We start from the raw sequence: 20,281 nt of genomic DNA on the forward strand, positions 1-20,281 counted from the left end.
AAATCGCGATGCATGCCTTTTCTGTAATTGGAAGCTTACTAGCTTTCCCGCATCCGTACAAGCAGGGCGTTCACAAATTCGATAAATCGATCCACTTCCTTCTCTTCTGTTGCCCAGGATGTCACAAAGCGCATTGCCGTATGTGTTTCATCCATTGCTTCCCAGACCTGAAATGCATATTCCTTCTGCAGCTCTTCAATCAGCATATTGGGTAGAATAGGGAAAATTTGATTCGTTGTCGTCTTGATAAAGAATGGCAGACCGCAAGCCTCCATGGCATCTTGCAGCTTCTGTGCCATACGGTTTGCATGCGCTGCGATTTCAATATAGCGGTTTCCTTCAAACAATGCCGCAAACTGTACACCCAGCAGCCACCCCTTGGCAAGCATGCCACCGCGCTGTTTGATCATATAGCGGAAGTCTTTTTTCAATTCATCGTTGACAATAACAACCGCTTCCCCGAAGAAAGCGCCATTCTTGGTCCCGCCAAGATAGAATACATCACAGTATGTACACAAATCAGCGAAGGATACATCATTATCCTCTGCTGCAAGAGCAGCACCCATGCGGGCACCATCCATAAACAGATACAAGCCGTATTCCCTGCAAACTGCTGCAATCTGTGTTAATTCCTCCTTGTGATAGATGGTTCCGATTTCCGTCGCATTTGAGATATAGACCATGGCAGGCTTCACCATATGCTCATCCTCATGCAAATGCACCGCTTTGCGAATTCCCTCCGGTGTGATTTTCCCATCCACACTATCCGCTATCAGCACCTTGTGCCCAGTCGCTTCCACAGCACCTGTTTCATGAACATTGATATGCCCGCTATCTACAGCAATCACTGCCTCATACGGACGTAGAGCAGCCGCAATCACCGTCAGATTAGCCTGGGTTCCGCCGACCAGAAAGTGTATATCGCAATCCTCACATTGCAGCTTTTCCTTCAACATTTGCTTTGCATGCTCACAAAGTGCATCCTCACCATACCCGACATTCTGACACTGATTCATATCCAGCAGGCGCTTTAGGATATCAGGATGAGCACCCTCACTATAATCATTACGAAAACTATACATATATTCATTCCTCATTTCTTTTTTACTCTATCATTATAATACAGGCAGAGAGAAAAGGAAACGAAAAGGCGGCCGGAATCTCATCGTCCGTACCGCCAATCGTTTGCCCTGTATTGTCTGTGATTATTACTACTACCATTGAGACTTCTACATGCTAATGCTACTCACTACAAGCTACCTTATCATTCCAACACAATGCTATGCCAGACAATACCAAGGCTGAGTCAGCCAGAGAAGCAATCTCCAAGACCGATGGTCTCCACTGCCTCCCCCGCATGAGCTCTATATCATCACTTTCAACAAGTGTGATAATCTTTAGCCACCTTTATTATATAAAATACAGCAATAATGTAAAGCGTTCTGGAATTTTTGGCAGAAAAATGGAAAAAAAGGGATATTTCATCCCTTTTCTGATTTGATTTATGCCTTTAATCCGATCAATTCATCACGGAACAGACGTTCATCCATGGTTTTCAGGTTATCAGCGACAGCAGGCTTGAACTCCATCTGTCCCAGAACATCCTTATCCAGATCAACGCCCGGTGCGATCTCCGTTAATGTCAGCTTACCATCCAACAGCTCGAATACCGCACGCTCGGTAACGTACAGAACCTTTTGTCCTGTCTCAGTTGCGAAATCTGCTGAGAAGGTAATCTGTTCAACTTCCTGTTTGAACTTTTTGATTCTTCCCTCCTGCAGAATGTGCAGCTTACCGTCTTTGACCTCAACCTTGAGTCCGCCTGCAGTAAAGGTACCGCAGTACACAACAACCGGGGAAGTCTGTGTAATATTGATAAACCCGCCACAGCCTGCAATTTTCGGTCCGAAACGGCTGACGTTGATGTTACCGGAGCAGTCGCATTCCGCAAGACCGAGGAATGCCTGATCCAGTCCGCCTCCGTCATAGAAGTCAAACTGATATGGCTGATCGATGATTGCATCCGGATTTGTACACGTTCCAAATGCAGTACCTGCATTCGGCACACCGCCGATTCCACCGGCTTCCACCGTCAGCTTCAAGCCTGGAAGCCCCTCTTCATTTGCCACATTGGCGATGCCCTCCGGCATACCGATGCCAAGGTTGATAATCGCAGCGGGATCCAGCTCCATCGCCGCACGACGGCAGATGACCTTACGCTCATTCAGCTTCATTGGTGCAATGGAATTGACCGGAACTTTAACCTCTCCGCTCAATGCAGGATCATACGGGTTCGCATATGTCTGCCAGTGATTTTCCGGGCGTGCAACAACGATGCCATCTACATAAATTCCCGGAATTTTTACTTTTCTTGGATCCAGTGTACCGTTCTGTACCACCTTTTCCACCTGCAGCAATACGATACCGCCGGAATTCTTCGCAGCCTGAGCAATGGAAAGAGAGTCCAGAGTAGCTGCTTCCTTTTCCATGGTCGCATTGCCATCCTCATCACAATACGTAGCACGAATCAGTGCCACATTTAGCGGGAAGGATTTATAACGCAGCCACTCTTCCCCATCGATATGCATCAGCTCGACAAGGTCTTCCTTAGAGCGCTCATTCATCTTCGCTCCCTCAATACGAGGGTCGACAAAGGTTTTCAAGCCAACCTTTGTTATCGTACCGGGACGATGTCCGGCAATATCACGAAACATCAGAGAAATGGTTCCAAGAGGAAGGTTGTAGCCCTCTACCTTGTTTTCAAATACCAGCTTCTGCAGCTTAGGAATTAGCCCCCAGTGACCACCGATGATACGCTTCAGCAGTCCCTCGTGCCCCAGCTTGTTCAAACCGAGACGATCTGTTCCATCTCCGATTCCCGCAGAAAACATGATGGTCAGATCCTTGGGATGTCCGCTCTTGAGAAAGGATTCTTCGATACCTACAGAAAATTCCTGAGGATGTCCGGATCCGATGAAACCGCCAATTCCAATAGCAGCACCATCCGGAATCATGGAAACTGCCTGTTCAATGCTTATTACTTTACTCAAATCGATTACCTCCTTTGTATTATTTCCTGCTTTCAGTGTATCATAAGCGAAAGCGTTTACGGAAATAATAAGCTCAAGAATTTTCTTGCTTATTTGTTAGCGAATTTTTTGTCCTTTGTTTTTTCCAGGAAGCAGGTCATACCATAGGTCTGATCTTCCGTTGCAAAGCAGTTGGAGAATTCTTCTACTTCGATTGCGATTCCGCCATCGATATCCGTCTGCAATCCGTTGTTGATTGCTTTTTTACTGTTTGCTACAGCAATCGGTGCATTCTTAGCGATACCATTTGCCATTTTCATAACAGCTGCCATGAGCTCTTCTGCAGGAACAACGTTATTTACCAGACCGATTGCATATGCACGCTCTGCTTTGATGTTTCTCGCTGTATAAATCATTTCCTTCGCAATTCCAGTACCAACCAGACGTGCCAGACGCTGTGTTCCACCGAAGCCCGGTGTGATTCCCAAGCCTACCTCCGGCTGTCCGAACACTGCATTTTCACTTGCCACACGGATGTCGCAGCTCATTGCCAGCTCACAGCCTCCGCCCAATGCGAAGCCGTTTACAGCAGCAATTACAGGGCAGCGGAATGTCTCAATCTTACGGAATACCTCGTTACCGAATTTTCCGTATGCCGCAGCCTCTTCCACACTCTTATCCTTCATTTCAGCGATATCTGCGCCAGCAACAAAGGATTTCTCTCCTGCTCCGGTAAGTACCAGTGCATATACGTCATTGTTTGCCGCAACTTCATCCAGTGCCTGGTTCAATTCCGTCAAAACTTGTGTGCTTAATGCGTTCAATGCTTTCGGACGGTTGATTGTGATCGTAGCAACATGTCCTTCATAGTTTACTAAAATAGTTTCCATTGTATTCATCTTCCTTTCCGTTTTTAAAAAGTGAATCCACAATTTCAATGGGTTTCATGTGAAATTACAGATTCACTCGTCATGTGTTCTATGCGTGAATTATTTAGAGTAGTCGTAGAATCCGACACCGGACTTCTGACCAAGCTTACCACCGCGAACCATTTTGCGGATCAGCGTACAGCAGCGATACTTAGAGTCTTTTGTTTCATTGTAAAGAACATCCATGATAGCTTCCACGATATCCAGACCAATCAGGTCACCCAGTGCCAGAGGTCCCATAGGGTGATTAGCCCCCAGCTTCATAGCTGTATCGATATCTTCAACAGATGCGATTCCTTCCTGCAGGATGAATGCAGCCTCGTTGATCATAGGAACCAGAATACGGTTTACAACAAATCCAGGGCCCTCAGCTACCTCTACCGGAGTTTTCCCTAAGGATTTGGAGATTTCCAGAATTGCTTCCTTTGTTTCAACAGGCGTGTTGATTCCGGAAATAACCTCAACCAGCTTCATACGGTCAGCAGGATTGAAGAAGTGCATACCAATTACATTGTGTTTGATTCCAGTAGCGATTTCCGTGATGGATAAAGAAGAAGTGTTAGATCCAAAGATACAGGAATCCTTACAGATTTCATCCAGTGTTGTGAACAGCTCTTTCTTAACTTCCATCTTTTCCAGAACAGCTTCCACGATCAGATCGCAGTCAGCCAGATCCTTGTATTCTCCAGCCTTCAGATTGCCCTTTACTTCAGCAGCCTTGTCAGCAGTCATTTTTTCTCTTGAAACCAGTTTGTCCAGCTTTTTAGCGATTTTGTCGATTCCGCCCTGTGCCCATTCGATTTTGATGTCACATACGGTTACATCGTAACCATTGGAAGCAAATGCATTTGCAATACCCTGGCCCATTGTTCCGGCACCAATTACACCAACTTTTTTCATAGATTTATCTCCTTTACTTTTTCTTTTTATATACCAAGAGGGGCAGTTTCCCACCCTCTTGTATATGCGTTATCTTATCCTTTTTTTGCAGCGATGATTTCGTCCTTCAGCAGAGGAAGAACTTCCTTAACATCACCGATGAAGCCCATGTTTGCAATGCTGAAGATTTCAGCCTGCGGGTCACGGTTGATGGCAATGATCATATCGGATTTTTCCATACCGGCAACATGCTGACATGCACCAGAGATACCGCATGCAATGTACAGACTAGGACGTACCGTCTTACCGGTCTGCCCAACCTGAATTGCCTTGTCAGCAAATCCATCATCAACTACGGCACGGGAAGCACACAGCTCTCCGCCCAGCTCTTCAGCAACCGCCTGCACCATATCCAGACAGTCTTCTGCACCACGGCCTGCACCTACCAGGATATCAGCCTTTGTGATGTCAACGCCTTCTACTACTTTAGCGATAACTTCCTTTACGATGACCTTAGGATCTGTATCTGTCCAAGCCGGAGCAAATTCTACAATCTCTCCAGTTCTGGAAGCATCCACAGCGTCCATAGAGAATACATTTGGACGGATGGTTGCCATCTGCGGACGCGTATCCGGACATACGATGGTACCAAACAGGTTTCCACCGAATGTAGGACGGGTAACCAGCAGCAGTGCTTCTCCGTCTTTTGCTTTTTCCTGATCGATTTCGATCTTCGTAGCATCTGCAGTCAGACCGGCATTCAGACGAGCAGCTACACGTGGTGCAAGGTCACGACCAAGTACGGTAGCTCCCGTCAGGAAGCTGTCTGGCTTGAAGTTGTTGATGACCTGTGTCAGGGCATCCGCATAGAACTGTGTAGAGTATCCTTCCAGCAGCGCATCATCCACAACGATCACCTTGTCAGCACCGTGTGCGATTACATCGTTTGCCTTGTCTTTGATGTTGTGTCCAAGCAGTACACCGACAACCTGGAAGTTCATCTGAGGAATGGATGCAACCAGTTTTCTAGCTTCGGAAATCAGTTCGTATCCAACGTTGGCAACTTCGCCGTTTTTCTGTTCTACGAATACGTAAATGTCTTTATATCCTTCAAATTTAGCCATTGTTCCTTCTCCTCCTATTTCGTAATGATCTGCTTGTCTTTCAGTGTCTTTGCAATCAGTTTGGCAGCTTCTGCAGCTGGCAGATCGAATGTTTCTGTTTCAGCAGATACTTCTTTGGTGAATGTAGCGTGAACCTTTGTTGGAGAACCTGCAAGGCCAACGATGCTCTCATCGATTCCCAAATCATCAAATGTCATAACTTTCACTTCTTTAGAGAAGGAGTCAACGATATCGTTACAGTTCATGTAACGTGGCTCGTTCATTCCACTTAATGTTGTCAGAACACAAGGCAGCTTTGCCTCAATGATCTCTTCACTGTCTTCCAGTGATTTTCTAACAGTAACAGCAGTATCGCTAAGTTCAATAATGTCGTCTACGTAGGTAACCTGCGGAATGTTCAGACGTTCAGCTGTCTGTGGACCAACCTGTGCAGTATCCCCATCAATTGCCTGACGTCCTGCAATGATCAGGTCATAGCCTGTCTTGTTCAATGCAGCAGCCAGTGTGCTGGAAGTCGCACATGTATCAGCACCTGCAAACTTGCGGTCAGTGATCAGGATACATTCGTCAACTCCACGAGCGTATAATTCTTTCAGCATTCCCGTAGCCTGAGGAGGTCCCATGGAAATGATAGTAACGCTTGCCCCGTATTTTTCTTTCAGCTGCAATGCAGCTTCCACACCAGCCAGATCATCTGGGTTGATGATACTAGGAACTCCGGCACGAATCAATGTACCAGTAACTTTGTCAACACGGATCTCAGTAGAATCCGGTACCTGTTTTACAAGAACGATAATTTTCATAATCTTCGTATCCTTTCTTTTCTCTCTGTATTACTTCAGCATTGCGCCACTGATAACCATACGCTGTACTTCGGAAGTACCCTCATAGATTTCAGTGATCTTAGCATCACGGAACATTCTTTCAACCGGATAGTCACGTGTATAACCGTATCCACCCATCAGCTGAATTGCCTTGGTCGTAACCTCCATAGCAACCTCTGCTGCGAACAGCTTTGCCTTAGCAGCTTCTACAGAGTAAGGAAGACCTTTTTCTTTCTTCATTGCTGCATCATATACCAGCCATCTAGCTGCATCTGTTTTTACCTGCATATCAGCCAGCTGGAACTGTGTGTTCTGGAATTTCGCAATGGAACGTCCGAACTGCTTACGAGCCTTTACATAAGGTACGGTTTCATCAATTGCGCCCTGTGCAATACCAAGTGCCTGTGCAGCGATACCGATACGTCCGCCATCCAGTGTCATCATGGCAATTTTAAAGCCTTTTCCTTCCTGTCCTAACAGGTGGTCCTTACTTAAACGCACATTGTTGAAAATCAGCTCACTGGTTGCACTACCGCGGATACCCAGCTTCTTTTCATGCTGACCAACAGTGAACCCTGGCATTCCCTTCTCTACGATAAATGCAGAGATACCATGTGTTCCCTTTGTCTTGTCTGTCATTGCGAAGATTACATATACATCTGCTTCACCAGCATTGGTAATAAAGATCTTCGTACCGTTCAGGATGTAATCATCACCGTCTTTTACAGCAGTTGTCTGCTGTCCGGCAGCATCTGTACCGGCATTTGGCTCTGTTAAACCGAATGCAGCCAGCTTCTTCCCTGTACATAAGTCAGGCAGATATTTGTTTTTCTGTTCTTCTGTTCCGAAGTGTTCGATTGGCCATGTTCCAAGAGATGTGTGAGCAGACAATACAACACCTGTTGTACCGCATTTTTTGCTCAGCTCCTCGACTGCCAGAATATAGCTCAGGTAGTCAGCACCTGCTCCGCCGTATTCTCTGCTGAACGGAATCCCCATCATTTTGCAGGCTTTCATTTTTTCAACGTTTTCTCTAGGGAAACGTTCATCTTCGTCTACTTCTGCTGCAAGAGGTTTTACATCTTTTTCAGCAAACTCAGCGAAAAGTTTCTTCATCATCTGTTGTTGTTCTGTTAACATGAAGTCCATAAGTGATCTCCTCTCCTTGATTTACTTGAACTTAGGATTGCTTGCATGCGCCTATATAAATATAGTATAAGCAGCGTATTCATCGCGTTGTCGAGAATACATAATCCATCTACATTTTAGACCTCTTTTTTGCTCCCGTCAATATGTTTGTTAAAGTTTTAACAAGTTTTTGTTACAAGATTAACAAGTTGACATTTGTTCCGATTATATTCCTACATTCGCATTTGTTAATTTTTTAACAAGTTTCTTGACAAACGTTTTTTCTTCCGTTACCATAGCCTTGACAAAGGGTCCTCTTCCCCTTCCCCAAGGAAGACCAACATAGAAAGCGGAGGTTATTACATGAGAAAAGCATATGTCGTAGCAGCAAAGCGAAGCGCCATTGGAAGCTTCATGGGCGGGCTTACCAACATGCCCCTGGTAGATTTGGGAGCTGCTGTTTTAAGCAGAACCATCGAGGAGGCAGGCATTGATCCCGCCAACATTGATGAGGTGATTGTCGGAAACGTGATTGCGGCAGGTCTTGGTCAAAACATCGGACGTCAGGTCAGTATCAAGGCCGGTGTCCCGGTTGAGGTCTGTGCACAGTCCTTGAATATGCTGTGTGGTTCCGGGTTAAAGGCAGTTATGGAAGCAACCATGCGCATTCAGTGCGGATTCGGTGATATCTTTGTAGCCGGTGGAGTGGAATCCATGACCAATGCGCCATATCTGGTGCCCAGCAAGGTGCGAAACGGTGTGAAAATGGGGGATATGAAGATGGTGGATTCCATGCTGCATGATGGATTAACAGATGGTATGTATGGGATACACATGGGCGTTACCGCAGATAATATAGCAAAAAAATACGCCATTACCCGTGAGGATCAGGATGCCTTTGCCTATGCGTCCCAGCAGAAGGCGATCGCTGCCATCGACGCTGGACGATTCAAGGATGAAATCGTTCCGGTAGAGGTGCCGGGCCGTAAGGGCAGTGTAACCGTGTTCGATACAGATGAGCATCCAAACCGCGCATCAACGCCGGAAAAGCTGGCAAAGCTACGTCCTGCATTCACAAAGGATGGAACTGTTACTGCTGGAAATGCCTCCGGTATCAATGACGGTGCCAGCTTTACAATCATCGCCAGTGAGGATGCGGTTAAAAAATACAATCTGACACCGCTTGCGGAAGTCATCGGCATCGGTCAGGGCGGTGTGGATCCGCGCGTCATGGGTCTTGGTCCTACGCCGGCTATTCTGCATGCGCTGAAGTATGCTGACCTAAGCATTGAGGATATGGAGCTGGTAGAATTGAATGAAGCGTTCGCTGCACAGTCTCTGGGTGTAATTCATGAGCTTGCGGAAGCAACCGGCATGGATCGTAGCGCGTTTATGGAAAAAACCAATGTCAATGGCGGAGCTATCGCACTGGGACATCCGGTCGGCGCATCCGGAAACCGAATTCTGGTGAGCCTGCTGCACGAAATGCAGAAGCGTGATTTAAAAATCGGACTGGCTTCCCTATGCATTGGCGGCGGTCAGGGCGCAGCGGTCATCATCAAGCGCGTATAAACAAAAGAGCAAGCTCGCAAGAGCTTGTTTTCCTGCTTTTGTGTTTCTAAATAGAAAAAATAGAAATCCGGACAGACAACTTCACTTATGAATTTTTTCACAAGTTATTGACAAATGCATGAATTTTAGTTACTATGTTGATGTATTGAGTGTCGTAAGCGACACGTTACATTGGAAAGAAAGACAGGTAGAGAAAAATGAGAAAAACTTATGTTGTTAGCGCTAAACGTAGTGCAATCGGTAGTTTCTTAGGATCTTTAACTACCGTAAAACCAGTTGATTTAGGGGCTACAGTAGTAAAGGCACTGCTGGAGGATGGAAAGGTCGCTCCTGAGCAGGTAGACGAGCTGCTGTGCGGAAACGTGCTGAGTGCTGGTCTGGGACAGAACATCGGACGTCAGGTTGCCCTGGCTGCCGGTATTCCGGAAAGCGTATGCTCCCACTCCGTGAACATGGTATGTGGTTCCGGTCTTCGTACCGTTATGGAGGGTGTTATGTCCATTCAGACAGGATTCAATGACATCGTCGTTGCCGGTGGTGTGGAATCCATGTCCGGTGCGCCTTACCTGATTCCTGCAAACACACGTACAGGAAACAAAATGGGTGATTTCAAATGTGTAGACCACATGATCTATGATGCCCTGACCGATGCTATGAACGGTATCCATATGGGTGTTACGGCAGAAAACATTGCCAAGAAATACAATATCACACGTGAAATGCAGGATGCTTTCGGCTATGCTTCCCAGCAGAAGGCAATCGCAGCTGTTGATTCCGGACGTTTCAAGGATGAAATCGTTCCTGTAGAAGTGAAGCTGAGAAAAGAAACAATCGTATTTGATACAGATGAACATCCAAACCGCAAATCCACGCCTGAAAAAATGGCGAAACTGCGTCCGGCATTCGTTAAGGATGGAAGTGTTACAGCTGCAAACGCATCCGGTATCAACGATGGTGCTTCCTTCGTACTGCTGGCTAGTGAAGAGGCTGTAGAAAAATACAACCTGACACCGCTGTGCGAGGTAGTCGGCATCGGTCAGGGTGGTGTGGATCCGTTAACAATGGGTCTGGGACCTACTCCGGCAATCCGCAATGCATTGAAATATGCAGACATGAAGCTGGATGAGGTTGAACTGGTAGAGCTGAATGAAGCATTTGCCGCTCAGTCTTTAGGTGTTGTACACGAGCTGGTGGAAGAGCACGGCATCGATCGTGAAGCATTCCTGGAAAAAACGAATGTAAACGGTGGAGCTATCGCTCTGGGTCACCCGGTTGGTGCATCCGGAAACCGTATTCTGGTTACACTGATTCACGAAATGATCAAGCGTGATGCAAAATCAGGTCTTGCATCTCTGTGTATCGGTGGCGGACAGGGTACAGCAGTTATCGTAAAACGTCCATAATATGTAAGAAAAGAGGAACCCCACACGGCTCCTCTTTTTTTGTAACCATTTATTTGCCGTTACCTTTTGCATAAATTGTGCGCTCTATTTTCAACTCATCATAGTTGGCGGACATCGTTATACCAGCAGAAAGATATGCGCAAGCAGATTGATTCCCATACACAGCAGAATTCCAAGTATGGTCGGCAGCAGAAAGCTGACGGCGGTCCATTTCCAGCTCTGTGTCTCCTTGCGTATGGTGAGCAGTGTGGTAGCACATGGAAAGTGTACCAGAGAGAACATAAGGGTGCAGATGGCGGTTACCCATGTCCAGCCGTTGTTGACGAACAGCTCCTTTAATACGGCAAGATCACCGATATCCGTCATGGATCCATTTGCCAGATATGCCATGATCATAATCGGTACAACGATTTCATTTGCCGGAAAGCCCAGAAGGAACGCCAGCAGAATCACACCATCCAGTCCCATCAAATGGGCGAAGGGATCCAGAAACAGCGATATATGCTGCAGCAGGCTTGCATCCTGTACCTGAATATTGGCCAGCAACCAGATGATTGCCCCGGCAGGAATGGCAACACTCACTGCCCTGCCCAGAACAAACAGCGTACGGTCGAATATGGAACGTATGATCACCTTACCAAACTGCGGGCGACGATACGGAGGAAGCTCCAGTGTGAAGCTGGACGGTACTCCCTTCAGTAGTGTTTTCGACAAAAAGCGTGAGGTCAGAAAGGTCAGGATGACGCCAAATACAATAACACCCGTCAGCAGCAGTGTTGACAGCAGACCATTCCACGGAGCTGCAACAACACCTGCAAAGAACATCGTGATAATGCTGATCAGTGTAGGAAAGCGGCCATTACAAGGCACAAAGGTATTTGTGATAATTGCAATCAGACGCTCTCGCGGACTGTCGATAATGCGTGCACCGCTTACCCCTACTGCATTGCACCCAAACCCCATACACATCGTCAGCGCCTGTTTTCCGCAGGTACAGGCCTTTTGAAAGAAGCCATCCAGATTGAAAGCAATCCGCGGCAGATACCCAAAATCCTCCAGCAGCGTAAACATAGGAAAGAAGATCGCCATCGGTGGCAGCATAACAGAGATAACCCACCCACAGGTCTTCACAACTCCATCTACGATAAAGCTTGTGATATACGGATTCATACTCCAGGAGGCAAACGTATGATGCAGCCATACCTGCAGATCCTCGAACATTCCAGAAAGCATTTCGCTTGGAACATTGGCTCCGGAAATGGTAATCCAAAATATTACAGATAACAATACGACCATCCATACCAGTCCCCAGCCTTTGCTGGTAACAACATGGTCAATACGCATATCTCTGTTCTGGTAGGATGCATTGTTAAATATAATACATTCTTCACTGATTTCCCTTGCTCTTTCATGCAGGGCGTGTACTACGATGTCTTCAAAACGTTCATACAAATCCTTATTCTTTAATCGCTCGATCTGTCTTTCTACCTCCGCTTTTGTTTCCTCCCTGTTTTCGATATCCTCATAAAACAGTGTATTATCAACCTCCGGATCCAGCAGCTTTAAGGCAGCAAAGCGTGTATTGAGCCGGCGCGTTTTCATAACGGCGGCTACTGCTTCAATTGCATGCTCCAGATCATCCGCATAGCGAATTGCTGTACTTTGCGCATCACTAACGCGGTTGCCCACCTCTTCAATGGCCTCCTTCACATCCTCAAAGCCCTCATGATTGCGGGCGCTCATTTCTACGACACGAACCTTTAAAAGCTTAGAAAGCTTTTCCGTATCAATGGTGATGTTCTTCTTTTTGGCTTCATCCATAAGGTTTAAAACAAGTACGACATGATCTGTGATTTCCATCGTCTGCAGAACCAGATTCAAATTACGCTCCAGTACAGTAGCATCACAGATTACCAGACACACATCGCATGGCTCGAAGCACACATAATTTCGTGTAACCTCCTCCTCACTGGAGTGTGCAAGCAGGGAGTATGTTCCCGGTAGATCGATCATCTGATTCTGGCGATACCTGTGTGTATAATGCCCCTTTGCAAGCTCCACCGTTTTCCCCGGCCAGTTACCGGTATGCTGATTCATGCCGGTAAGCTCATTGAACACGGTACTCTTTCCAACATTGGGATTTCCCAACAAAGCAATGGTATATCCCTTGCGCTGCTTCAAATACAGTTCATTGATATTGTCATTTGCCTGCACAAGCTTTTCAAACAGCATATCCATCCTCCTTCCCTTTTATCAGAATCCGCTCACTGTCTTCACTGCGTAAAGCGATTTTACAGCCCTTGATCAGATAGGCACGCATATCCCTGCTCGGACTTTCCAATACCGGTATCACTCCAGTACCCGGTACGAATCCAAGATCCATCAGCCTGCGTTTCATTAAAGCCGTATGCTCAATGTCTTCCACAAAAACCTCTTCGTTGAGAACAGCATCTTTTAAACAGTTCATTTCTACCCTCCTGCACCTATACTATCGTCATGCGGGCAAATGCGCCTCCACAAATGCCTACAAGCGCTATCCCCCCTTGCCTGAAGCAGGCAGAAGCAACAGTGTCTAGGCGTGGATTTACGCAGGAATACGGCTTACAAAAGACCTGTGCAAATACTTAAAAAATTGAGAGCGATACATCTGCACATACGCATAGCAAAGCAGAACAGCGCACGCTGCCCTCCTGCTTTGCTTTATGCAAATGCCATACAGCGTAGCTGCCGAAGAAATTGAAGAATGCATCGATAGAAAGGCTCTACACTAAAAAAAGGAATGCCGCCATGATATCATGGAAACACTCCTGTCTGCATTATTGGTTGCATTTCATGCTTACTCAGCCTTGCTCTTTAGAAGCTCCATATCGCTGCTCATTCGTGCCAGATCCTCACGTATAGCGATATGCTGTGGACAAAGGGCTTCACATTTCCCGCATTTCTTACACTGGCTGCTTCTTTCTTCCTCCTTCATTTCTTCAAAATAACGTTTTCTTGCCACTTCCGTATTTCCATATTTTGCATGCTCATTCCAGATGCGGAAATTCTTTGGAATATCCAGACCGAATGGACATGGCATACAGTAAGCGCAGCCCGTGCAGCCGTTCATCGTTCTCGCCTTGATTTCTTCTGCAATCTCCTTGATCAACCCCTGCTCCGCTACACTCAGCGGTTTAAAATCATCAAAGGTGGACAGGTTATCGAGCACCTGCTCCATGGTGGACATGCCACTGAGCACCACCTTAACATTCGGCTTGCTGGCTACCCAGCGAAGCGCCCAGGAGGAGATACTGCGGTGAGGTGCAGCTTCCTTTAACCGTGAAGCAAGATCCTGTGGCAGCTTGGAAAGCGAACCGCCCTTCACCGGCTCCATGATGACCATCGGAATTCCCAGTTTCTCAGCCAGTGCATAGCCGCGATCTCCCGCCTGCTCCTGTGTATCCACATAATTATACTGTATCTGGCAGAAATCCCATTTGCGATAAGTCAGAATCTCTTCAAATACGTCATATTCATCATGAAAGGAAAAGCCGAAATTCCGGATTTTTCCCTGTGCTTTTAATTCTTCACAGTATGTAAGGATGCCCAGCTGCTTTGCTTTTTCCCATTTCGCCTTATCAACGGCATGAAGCAGATAAAAATCCACATACGTTACATCAAGGCGCTTCAGCTGATTTTCAAACATCGCTTTCGCATCCTCCAGCGTATGCAAATCCCAAAGCGGCAGCTTTGTTGTCAGATAGTAGCTGCTTCTATCGTATTTTTTCAGTACACGGCCTACAAACGGCTCACTATCTCCATGATGATACGGAAATGCTGTATCAATATACTTCACACCATGTGCGATTGCGGTATCCAGCATCCGTTCAGCTTCCGCCTCATCAATATTCCCCTGTGCATCCAGCGGAAAACGCATACATCCAAATCCCAGCAGGGATGGCTGATATTCCTCATTTAGCTCTCTGTATTCCATACTTCAAACTCCTCCTTTAACCAGCATCTTATAATACCTATATTATAAACGCACAGGAAGAAAAAGGAAACAGAGCAGGCAAAAATATCTTACAAAATAGCTATCAGGCATTCCCTATGCCGTTTCAAAATGCAGGGCACAGACCAGAGAAAGCTATCGTTTCTTTTGCAAGCCATCCGATCTGAACAATGAAAGCTGCAAATTATGAAAAAATTTCTTGCTATGCTGCCTACGGGTCTTGATCTGTCAGATTTGCAATCACATCCCCTGGTATCAGAAAAATAAAAAACGGATAGAAATCGTCCAGCCAATGCTTGATTTCTACCCATTCGTAAAATACTAGGTGACTGCAGATAAATACGGGAATAACAGGCTGTTTACTTTCATCCGTCGACTTCCTGCATTCTTCAAGAACCGCAGTTCTCTGTGAAGACGGCCTGCATGGCAGGCCTGTTACAACACACAAGGCGCTGCATACTCACATCATTATACACGCCAAGGCAGTATCCCCTATATCATTTCAGGATAATTCTATATATGCTGCTTGTTATGTTCTTGTTTATATGCGCTTAATTCCTGCAGGTCATACGGTGTCATCTGATATACATAATTCAGCCAGTTGCGATACAGCAGATTTGCATGGGAACGCCATGTTAAAACAGGCTCCTGCTGTGGATCATCCTCTGGGAAATAATTAAAGGGAAGCTGAATTACCTTACCCTGTGAAAGATCGCGAAAATATTCCTGCGCCAGTGTTTCCTTGCCATATTCCAGATGCCCCAGAATATAGATTTCCCGAAAATCTCTAGTCGCAACAATATTGCTTCCAGTGATATCCGAGCGGGATAAAATTTCAAGCGTATCCTGTTTTGCCAGAGCCTCTTCATCGATGGCAGTGTGGCGCGAATGTGGGGTATAATGTATTTCATCAAAGCCATTTGTCAGAAAGTTGTATTCATCACATAACATTTGCGGATAAATCCCAAACACCTTCTGCTTCATCAAATGCTTCTGAATATGATAATGATAATACAGTCCGGCTTGTGCACCCCAGCAGATATGCAGCGTAGAGTACACGTGCGTCTTGCTCCATTCCATGATTTCACAAAGCTCCTCCCAGTAGTCAACATCCTCAAACTCCAGATGCTCCACCGGGGCTCCGGTTATGATCAGACAGTCATAACGATTCTTTTTCAGTGTCAAAAAATCATCATAAAACTTCAACAGATGGTCCGCACTTGTATTTTTAGACACATGATTGCTAACCATCATAAAATCGATATCCACCTGCAACGGGGATTTGGAAATCAGACGCAGAATCTGTGTTTCCGTTTCAATTTTTTTTGGCATCAGATTGAGAATCACAATCTTCAGCGGACGGATATCCTGCTTTCTGGCTACGTCCTCCTCCAGTGCAAAGATTTTTTCACTTTCCAGAATCTGCTTGGCAGGCAAGCCATTCGGTATATTGATCGGCATGCTGTTTCATCTCCTATATCTGTGCAAACGCCTGTGTTAAATCTTCCAGAATATCGTCAATATGCTCTATTCCACAGGACAGTCGGATCAATCCCGGAGTAATGCCGCAGTTCACCAGCTGTTCATCCGTAAGCTGTCGGTGTGTAGAGCTTGCCGGATGCAGAATACAGGTGCGGATATCCGCAACATGGACTTCCAGAGATACCATCTTCAAATGATCAATGAAAGCAGCGGCGCGCTCTCTTCCTCCCTTGATGGAGAAGGAAACAACGCCACAGCAGCCCTTGGGCAGATATTTCTGTGCCAGGGCATGATATTTATCCTGCTTCAGCCCTGGATAGTTTACAAATTCCACCGCGTCCTGTGCTTCCAGAAACTCAGCCGCCCTTTGTGCATTCGCACAATGCCGTTCCATGCGGACTGCCAGCGTTTCCAACCCAAGATTCAACAGGAAGGCGGAATGTGCTGCCGGATAGCAGCCCAGATCACGCATTAGCTGAACTCTGGCCTTGGTGATATATGCAGCCTCCTGGAAGGTATCTGTATACACGATACCATGATAGGAAGCATCCGGCGTACTCAGCCCAGGAAATTTGCCGTTTGCCCAGTTAAAGGTTCCCCCATCGACGATGACGCCGCCAACCTGCAATGCATGTCCGTCCATATATTTTGTCGTACTGTGGATGACGATATCCGCTCCGAAACGAAACGGCTGACAAAGAACAGGCGTCGCAAAGGTATTATCGACAAACAACGGAATGTCATGCGCATGTGCGACACTGGCAAATTTTTCAATATCCAGTACATTCATAGCAGGATTTGCCATAATCTCTCCGAATATTGCCTTCGTATTCGGACGAATCAGCCGTTCGATTTCCTTGGCATCCGCATCCGGATCCACATAGGATACTTCAATACCGAATTTCTGGAAGGTGATAGACAGCAGATTGACCGTACCTCCGTATATAGTAGAGGAAGCCACCAGATGATCTCCGCTTTCCAGCACATTCATCAAAGCAAGGAAGGTTGCGGACTGTCCGGACGTTGTACAAAGCGCTCCTACACCGCCCTCCAGCGCTGCAATTTTTTTCTCTACCGCATCCACCGTCGGATTGGAGATGCGGGAATACATGTGTCCCTCCGCCGTTAGATCAAACAGCTGACCGACAAAGTCTGTAGAGTCATATTTATAGGTCGTACTCTGGTAAATCGGCAGAACACGAGGTTCTCCATTTTTCGGTTCATAGCCTGCATGCAGACATTTTGATTCAATTTTCATTACAATTACCTCACCTTTCACTGCGTATTATTTTACTATCTTTATGAAAAACATTCAATCCGTAATGAAAAACTTTCAAAAATATCAAAGGGATTTCACATATTCCAGGACCTTCATGATTTCCATGCTTTGTCGCTCTCCTAAAATCGGACTCTCCAGCAGTCCCTGCTCTATGCATGCCGCCGCGTGCTCCACCTCCCCGGTGAAGTCGGATTTCATTTCAACCTCAATGGGTGTACTGATCCCGTTTTTATTCACAATCGCTCTGGTATTTTTCCAGAAGTTCTCTGTCTCAATACTGCCCTCACTGCCATACAACACCCCGCGATTATCCATCCACTGCTTCCAGCCGCTGCGCACACTGGCTATCATACCGTTATCGTAGGTGAGCAATGCCTGTGTGAACATATCATAGCCTTGAACTGCGCAATCCTTGACCGCCTGTATGCTTGTTATGCGTCCATTGGAAAACCAGTTCGCATAACAGATTGGATACACACCGACATCATAGACACTGCCGCCGGCTTCTTTGGAAAAACACCAGTGGTCCTCCTTCATTTCTGAAACATCGATCGGATAGGAATAGCTGCCCTCCACATACTGCAGCTGTCCGATCACGCCTTCCTCTACCAGCTGCTTGAGCTTTCTGTTCAACGGCGTAAATAATGTCTTTTCCGCTTCCATTAGAAACAGATTGCTGCTGCGTGCCAGCTGAAAGCACTCCTTTAGCTGCTGCGCATTCGCCACCAGCGGCTTTTCACATAAAACATGCTTTCCATGACGCAAAGCATTTTGAATATGCTCGAAATGCAGATGATTGGGTGTACATATGTATACCATCTCCACCTGCGGATCCTGCAGGAGCTTTTCATAGCTGTCATGGATTCTTTTCGCTCCATACAGTCCCTGAAACGCTCTTGCTTTTTCTAAGGAGCGTGAGCCGACCGCATACAGCTCTGCATTTTCTGCATAGCAGATTCCCTTTGCTACACGATGTGCAATCTGCCCCAGCCCCATAATTCCTACACGTATCATCGTATGTCCTCACTTTCTGCTCTAATTTTATCGCACTTTCGCACAATAGAAAAGGTAAATATTTTCCAATTATGATAGAATAAAGATATCATACGATAGGAGGAGATTATCATGAAATATGAAATAATCGGCGGACAACTGCCGGCCGTTGTCTGCAAGCTGGATCGTGGCGAAAAAATGTTTACTGAATCCGGCGCCATGTGCTGGATGGAAGAAGGGTTCTCCATGGATTCCAATACCCGTGGAGGGCTGCTGAAGGGATTGGGACGTGCGATGTCCGGTGAATCTATTTTCCTGACCACGTATACAAGCAGTCACGACCATGCGGAAATTGCCTTCGGCTCCAGCTTTCCAGGTAAAATTCTGCCTGTTACCCTGCAGGATGGGGAGACGCTCATTGTTCAGAAAAATGCTTTTCTTGCTGCAGAGGACGGGGTGAATCTACAGGCTCACTTCCGCAAAAAGCTGGGTACCGGATTTTTTGGCGGTGAGGGCTTTGTCTTACAGAAGCTGACAGGAAACGGTACAGCCTTTCTTGAGATCGATGGAGATATCATTGAAAAAACACTGGCTCCCGGTGAAACCTTGCAGGTGGATCAGGGATATATCGCCGGATTCGAGGAAACTGTACACTTTGATATTACAACGGTAAAGGGATTGAAAAACAAATTCTTCAGTGGTGAAGGAATGTTTCTTGCGACGTTAAGCGGTCCCGGCAAAATCTGGCTGCAGACGATGCCATTCAGTGTTTTGGCAGACCGTGTGATTTCTCTGGTGCCTAAAAATTAACCGGACACCTTCTCATATGCTACATAAAAGTGTATGGGAAGGTTTTTTTGTTATCAAACAATAGGCTGCTATCTTTTCGTGCAGCAGCATACTAAGCAGCTTTTACAGAATTGAAAGGGCTACGTATATGCGTGCTATAGAGCTACACGTCTTCTTCCGGGAAAGGAAACGCCTTGGCCAATATTCATCGATGTGTAGAGAAACGCACAAAACCAAATCGTAAGAAAGTCTATGATAAATCCATACACGATATCTCTTATTGTTTTACAGACTCTCTCAAATGAATAGGAATCTGGTTGTAAAAAAAGTGAAAAAAATTCAAAAAAAGTATTGCATAATCAAAAAAAATGGTGTATATTATTAGAGCAATCAAGAGATGCGGGTGTAGTTCAATGGTAGAACTTCAGCCTTCCAAGCTGACTACGTGAGTTCGATTCTCATCACCCGCTCCATTATGAGTAAGATTTGTGCTCAGAGCCTATGGCTCTGGGCATTTTTGTTAAATTTTACGAAAAATCGGAAGCGAGTTCGTACGATATGTACACGGGATGTGTAAGGAATATTTCTCCTTATACATCCCTTTTTCTTTTTCCTCCACCATGGTCCATGATCCATGATCTTTGAAAATAAAATAGCGAGCACTAAAACAAGAAGTGAGCGACATCTGATGATACGCCAAGACGGTATTTTTGAATTCAGAAAGAAATCAAGAATACAAGAGCGATCCATATCAGGCAGAAAAAGCGGTCTCGAAAGCCGGTTCGCCAGGACCTTCGTATAATGATACTTATAAATAAAATGCTCCGTGGAGGAGTTGGTGTGAATCCAATGAATGCTA

General features: G+C 46.1%; 16 protein-coding genes and 1 tRNA gene. 4 read left to right on the plus strand and 13 right to left on the minus strand.

Annotated elements, in window-relative coordinates; genetic code table 11:
- Positions 1–38: 38 nt before the first annotated feature.
- The 7 genes from NE665_RS16110 to NE665_RS16140 form a co-directional block, all read right to left on the minus strand.
- A complete protein-coding gene (locus tag NE665_RS16110; RefSeq protein ID WP_117444287.1) occupies positions 39–1,082 on the minus strand; it encodes a low specificity L-threonine aldolase in 1,044 nt (347 codons plus the stop codon).
- 420 nt (positions 1,083–1,502) lie between these two features.
- Positions 1,503–3,050: an acyl CoA:acetate/3-ketoacid CoA transferase gene (locus NE665_RS16115; RefSeq protein WP_117444286.1), complete on the minus strand. Its 1,548-nt coding sequence runs from the start codon at positions 3,048–3,050 to the stop codon at positions 1,503–1,505.
- 89 nt (positions 3,051–3,139) lie between these two features.
- Positions 3,140–3,919: a short-chain-enoyl-CoA hydratase gene (locus NE665_RS16120; RefSeq protein WP_117444285.1), complete on the minus strand. Its 780-nt coding sequence runs from the start codon at positions 3,917–3,919 to the stop codon at positions 3,140–3,142.
- Positions 3,920–4,018: 99 nt separating this feature from the next.
- Complete coding sequence (locus NE665_RS16125) at positions 4,019–4,858, minus strand: 3-hydroxyacyl-CoA dehydrogenase NAD-binding domain-containing protein (RefSeq protein ID WP_117444284.1); 840 nt, start codon at positions 4,856–4,858, stop codon at positions 4,019–4,021.
- A 74-nt stretch (positions 4,859–4,932) separates the two neighbouring features.
- A complete protein-coding gene (locus NE665_RS16130) occupies positions 4,933–5,961 on the minus strand; it encodes an electron transfer flavoprotein subunit alpha/FixB family protein (RefSeq protein WP_117444283.1) in 1,029 nt (342 codons plus the stop codon).
- Between the two features lie 14 nt (positions 5,962–5,975).
- On the minus strand, positions 5,976–6,764 hold the full coding sequence (locus NE665_RS16135) for an electron transfer flavoprotein subunit beta/FixA family protein (RefSeq protein WP_117444282.1): 789 nt from the start codon (positions 6,762–6,764) through the stop codon (positions 5,976–5,978).
- Between the two features lie 30 nt (positions 6,765–6,794).
- On the minus strand, positions 6,795–7,934 hold the full coding sequence (locus tag NE665_RS16140; protein ID WP_117444281.1) for an acyl-CoA dehydrogenase: 1,140 nt from the start codon (positions 7,932–7,934) through the stop codon (positions 6,795–6,797).
- 342 nt (positions 7,935–8,276) lie between these two features.
- Here NE665_RS16140 and NE665_RS16145 point away from each other — a divergent pair, with 342 nt between their 5' ends.
- Positions 8,277–9,485: an acetyl-CoA C-acetyltransferase gene (locus NE665_RS16145; protein ID WP_117444280.1), complete on the plus strand. Its 1,209-nt coding sequence runs from the start codon at positions 8,277–8,279 to the stop codon at positions 9,483–9,485.
- Between the two features lie 197 nt (positions 9,486–9,682).
- Positions 9,683–10,888, plus strand: coding sequence for an acetyl-CoA C-acetyltransferase (locus NE665_RS16150; RefSeq protein WP_008819296.1), 1,206 nt, complete (start codon positions 9,683–9,685; stop codon positions 10,886–10,888).
- 117 nt (positions 10,889–11,005) lie between these two features.
- Here the strand turns inward: NE665_RS16150 and feoB are convergent, their stop codons facing one another.
- The 6 genes from feoB to NE665_RS16180 form a co-directional block, all read right to left on the minus strand.
- Positions 11,006–13,120 (minus strand): ferrous iron transport protein B, encoded by a 2,115-nt coding sequence (gene feoB, locus NE665_RS16155; RefSeq protein WP_117444279.1) that lies wholly within the window; start codon positions 13,118–13,120, stop codon positions 11,006–11,008.
- Positions 13,110–13,355: a FeoA family protein gene (locus NE665_RS16160; protein ID WP_117444278.1), complete on the minus strand. Its 246-nt coding sequence runs from the start codon at positions 13,353–13,355 to the stop codon at positions 13,110–13,112. Before NE665_RS16160 ends, feoB begins: the two co-directional genes overlap by 11 nt.
- A 369-nt stretch (positions 13,356–13,724) precedes the next feature.
- Positions 13,725–14,861 carry an aldo/keto reductase gene (locus tag NE665_RS16165; RefSeq protein ID WP_117444277.1) on the minus strand — a complete coding sequence of 379 codons (1,137 nt, stop codon included), beginning with the start codon at positions 14,859–14,861 and terminating at the stop codon, positions 13,725–13,727.
- Positions 14,862–15,392: 531 nt separating this feature from the next.
- Positions 15,393–16,340: a homoserine O-succinyltransferase gene (gene metA, locus NE665_RS16170; protein WP_117444276.1), complete on the minus strand. Its 948-nt coding sequence runs from the start codon at positions 16,338–16,340 to the stop codon at positions 15,393–15,395.
- Positions 16,341–16,353: 13 nt separating this feature from the next.
- Positions 16,354–17,619: an aminotransferase class I/II-fold pyridoxal phosphate-dependent enzyme gene (locus NE665_RS16175; protein WP_117444275.1), complete on the minus strand. Its 1,266-nt coding sequence runs from the start codon at positions 17,617–17,619 to the stop codon at positions 16,354–16,356.
- An 84-nt stretch (positions 17,620–17,703) separates the two neighbouring features.
- On the minus strand, positions 17,704–18,654 hold the full coding sequence (locus tag NE665_RS16180; protein ID WP_117444274.1) for a Gfo/Idh/MocA family oxidoreductase: 951 nt from the start codon (positions 18,652–18,654) through the stop codon (positions 17,704–17,706).
- Positions 18,655–18,765: 111 nt separating this feature from the next.
- Here NE665_RS16180 and NE665_RS16185 point away from each other — a divergent pair, with 111 nt between their 5' ends.
- Together NE665_RS16185 and NE665_RS16190 are read left to right on the plus strand one after the other, a co-directional pair.
- The gene (locus NE665_RS16185; RefSeq protein ID WP_117444273.1) at positions 18,766–19,443 is read left to right on the plus strand and encodes a TIGR00266 family protein; all 678 of its coding nucleotides are present in this window, start codon (positions 18,766–18,768) and stop codon (positions 19,441–19,443) included.
- Positions 19,444–19,821: 378 nt separating this feature from the next.
- Positions 19,822–19,895 (plus strand) — tRNA-Gly (locus NE665_RS16190).
- Positions 19,896–20,281 lie beyond the last annotated feature (386 nt).

The sequence above is a fragment of the Clostridium sp. DFI.1.208 genome (assembly GCF_024463855.1).
GTDB lineage: Bacteria > Bacillota_I > Bacilli_A > Erysipelotrichales > Erysipelotrichaceae > Clostridium_AQ.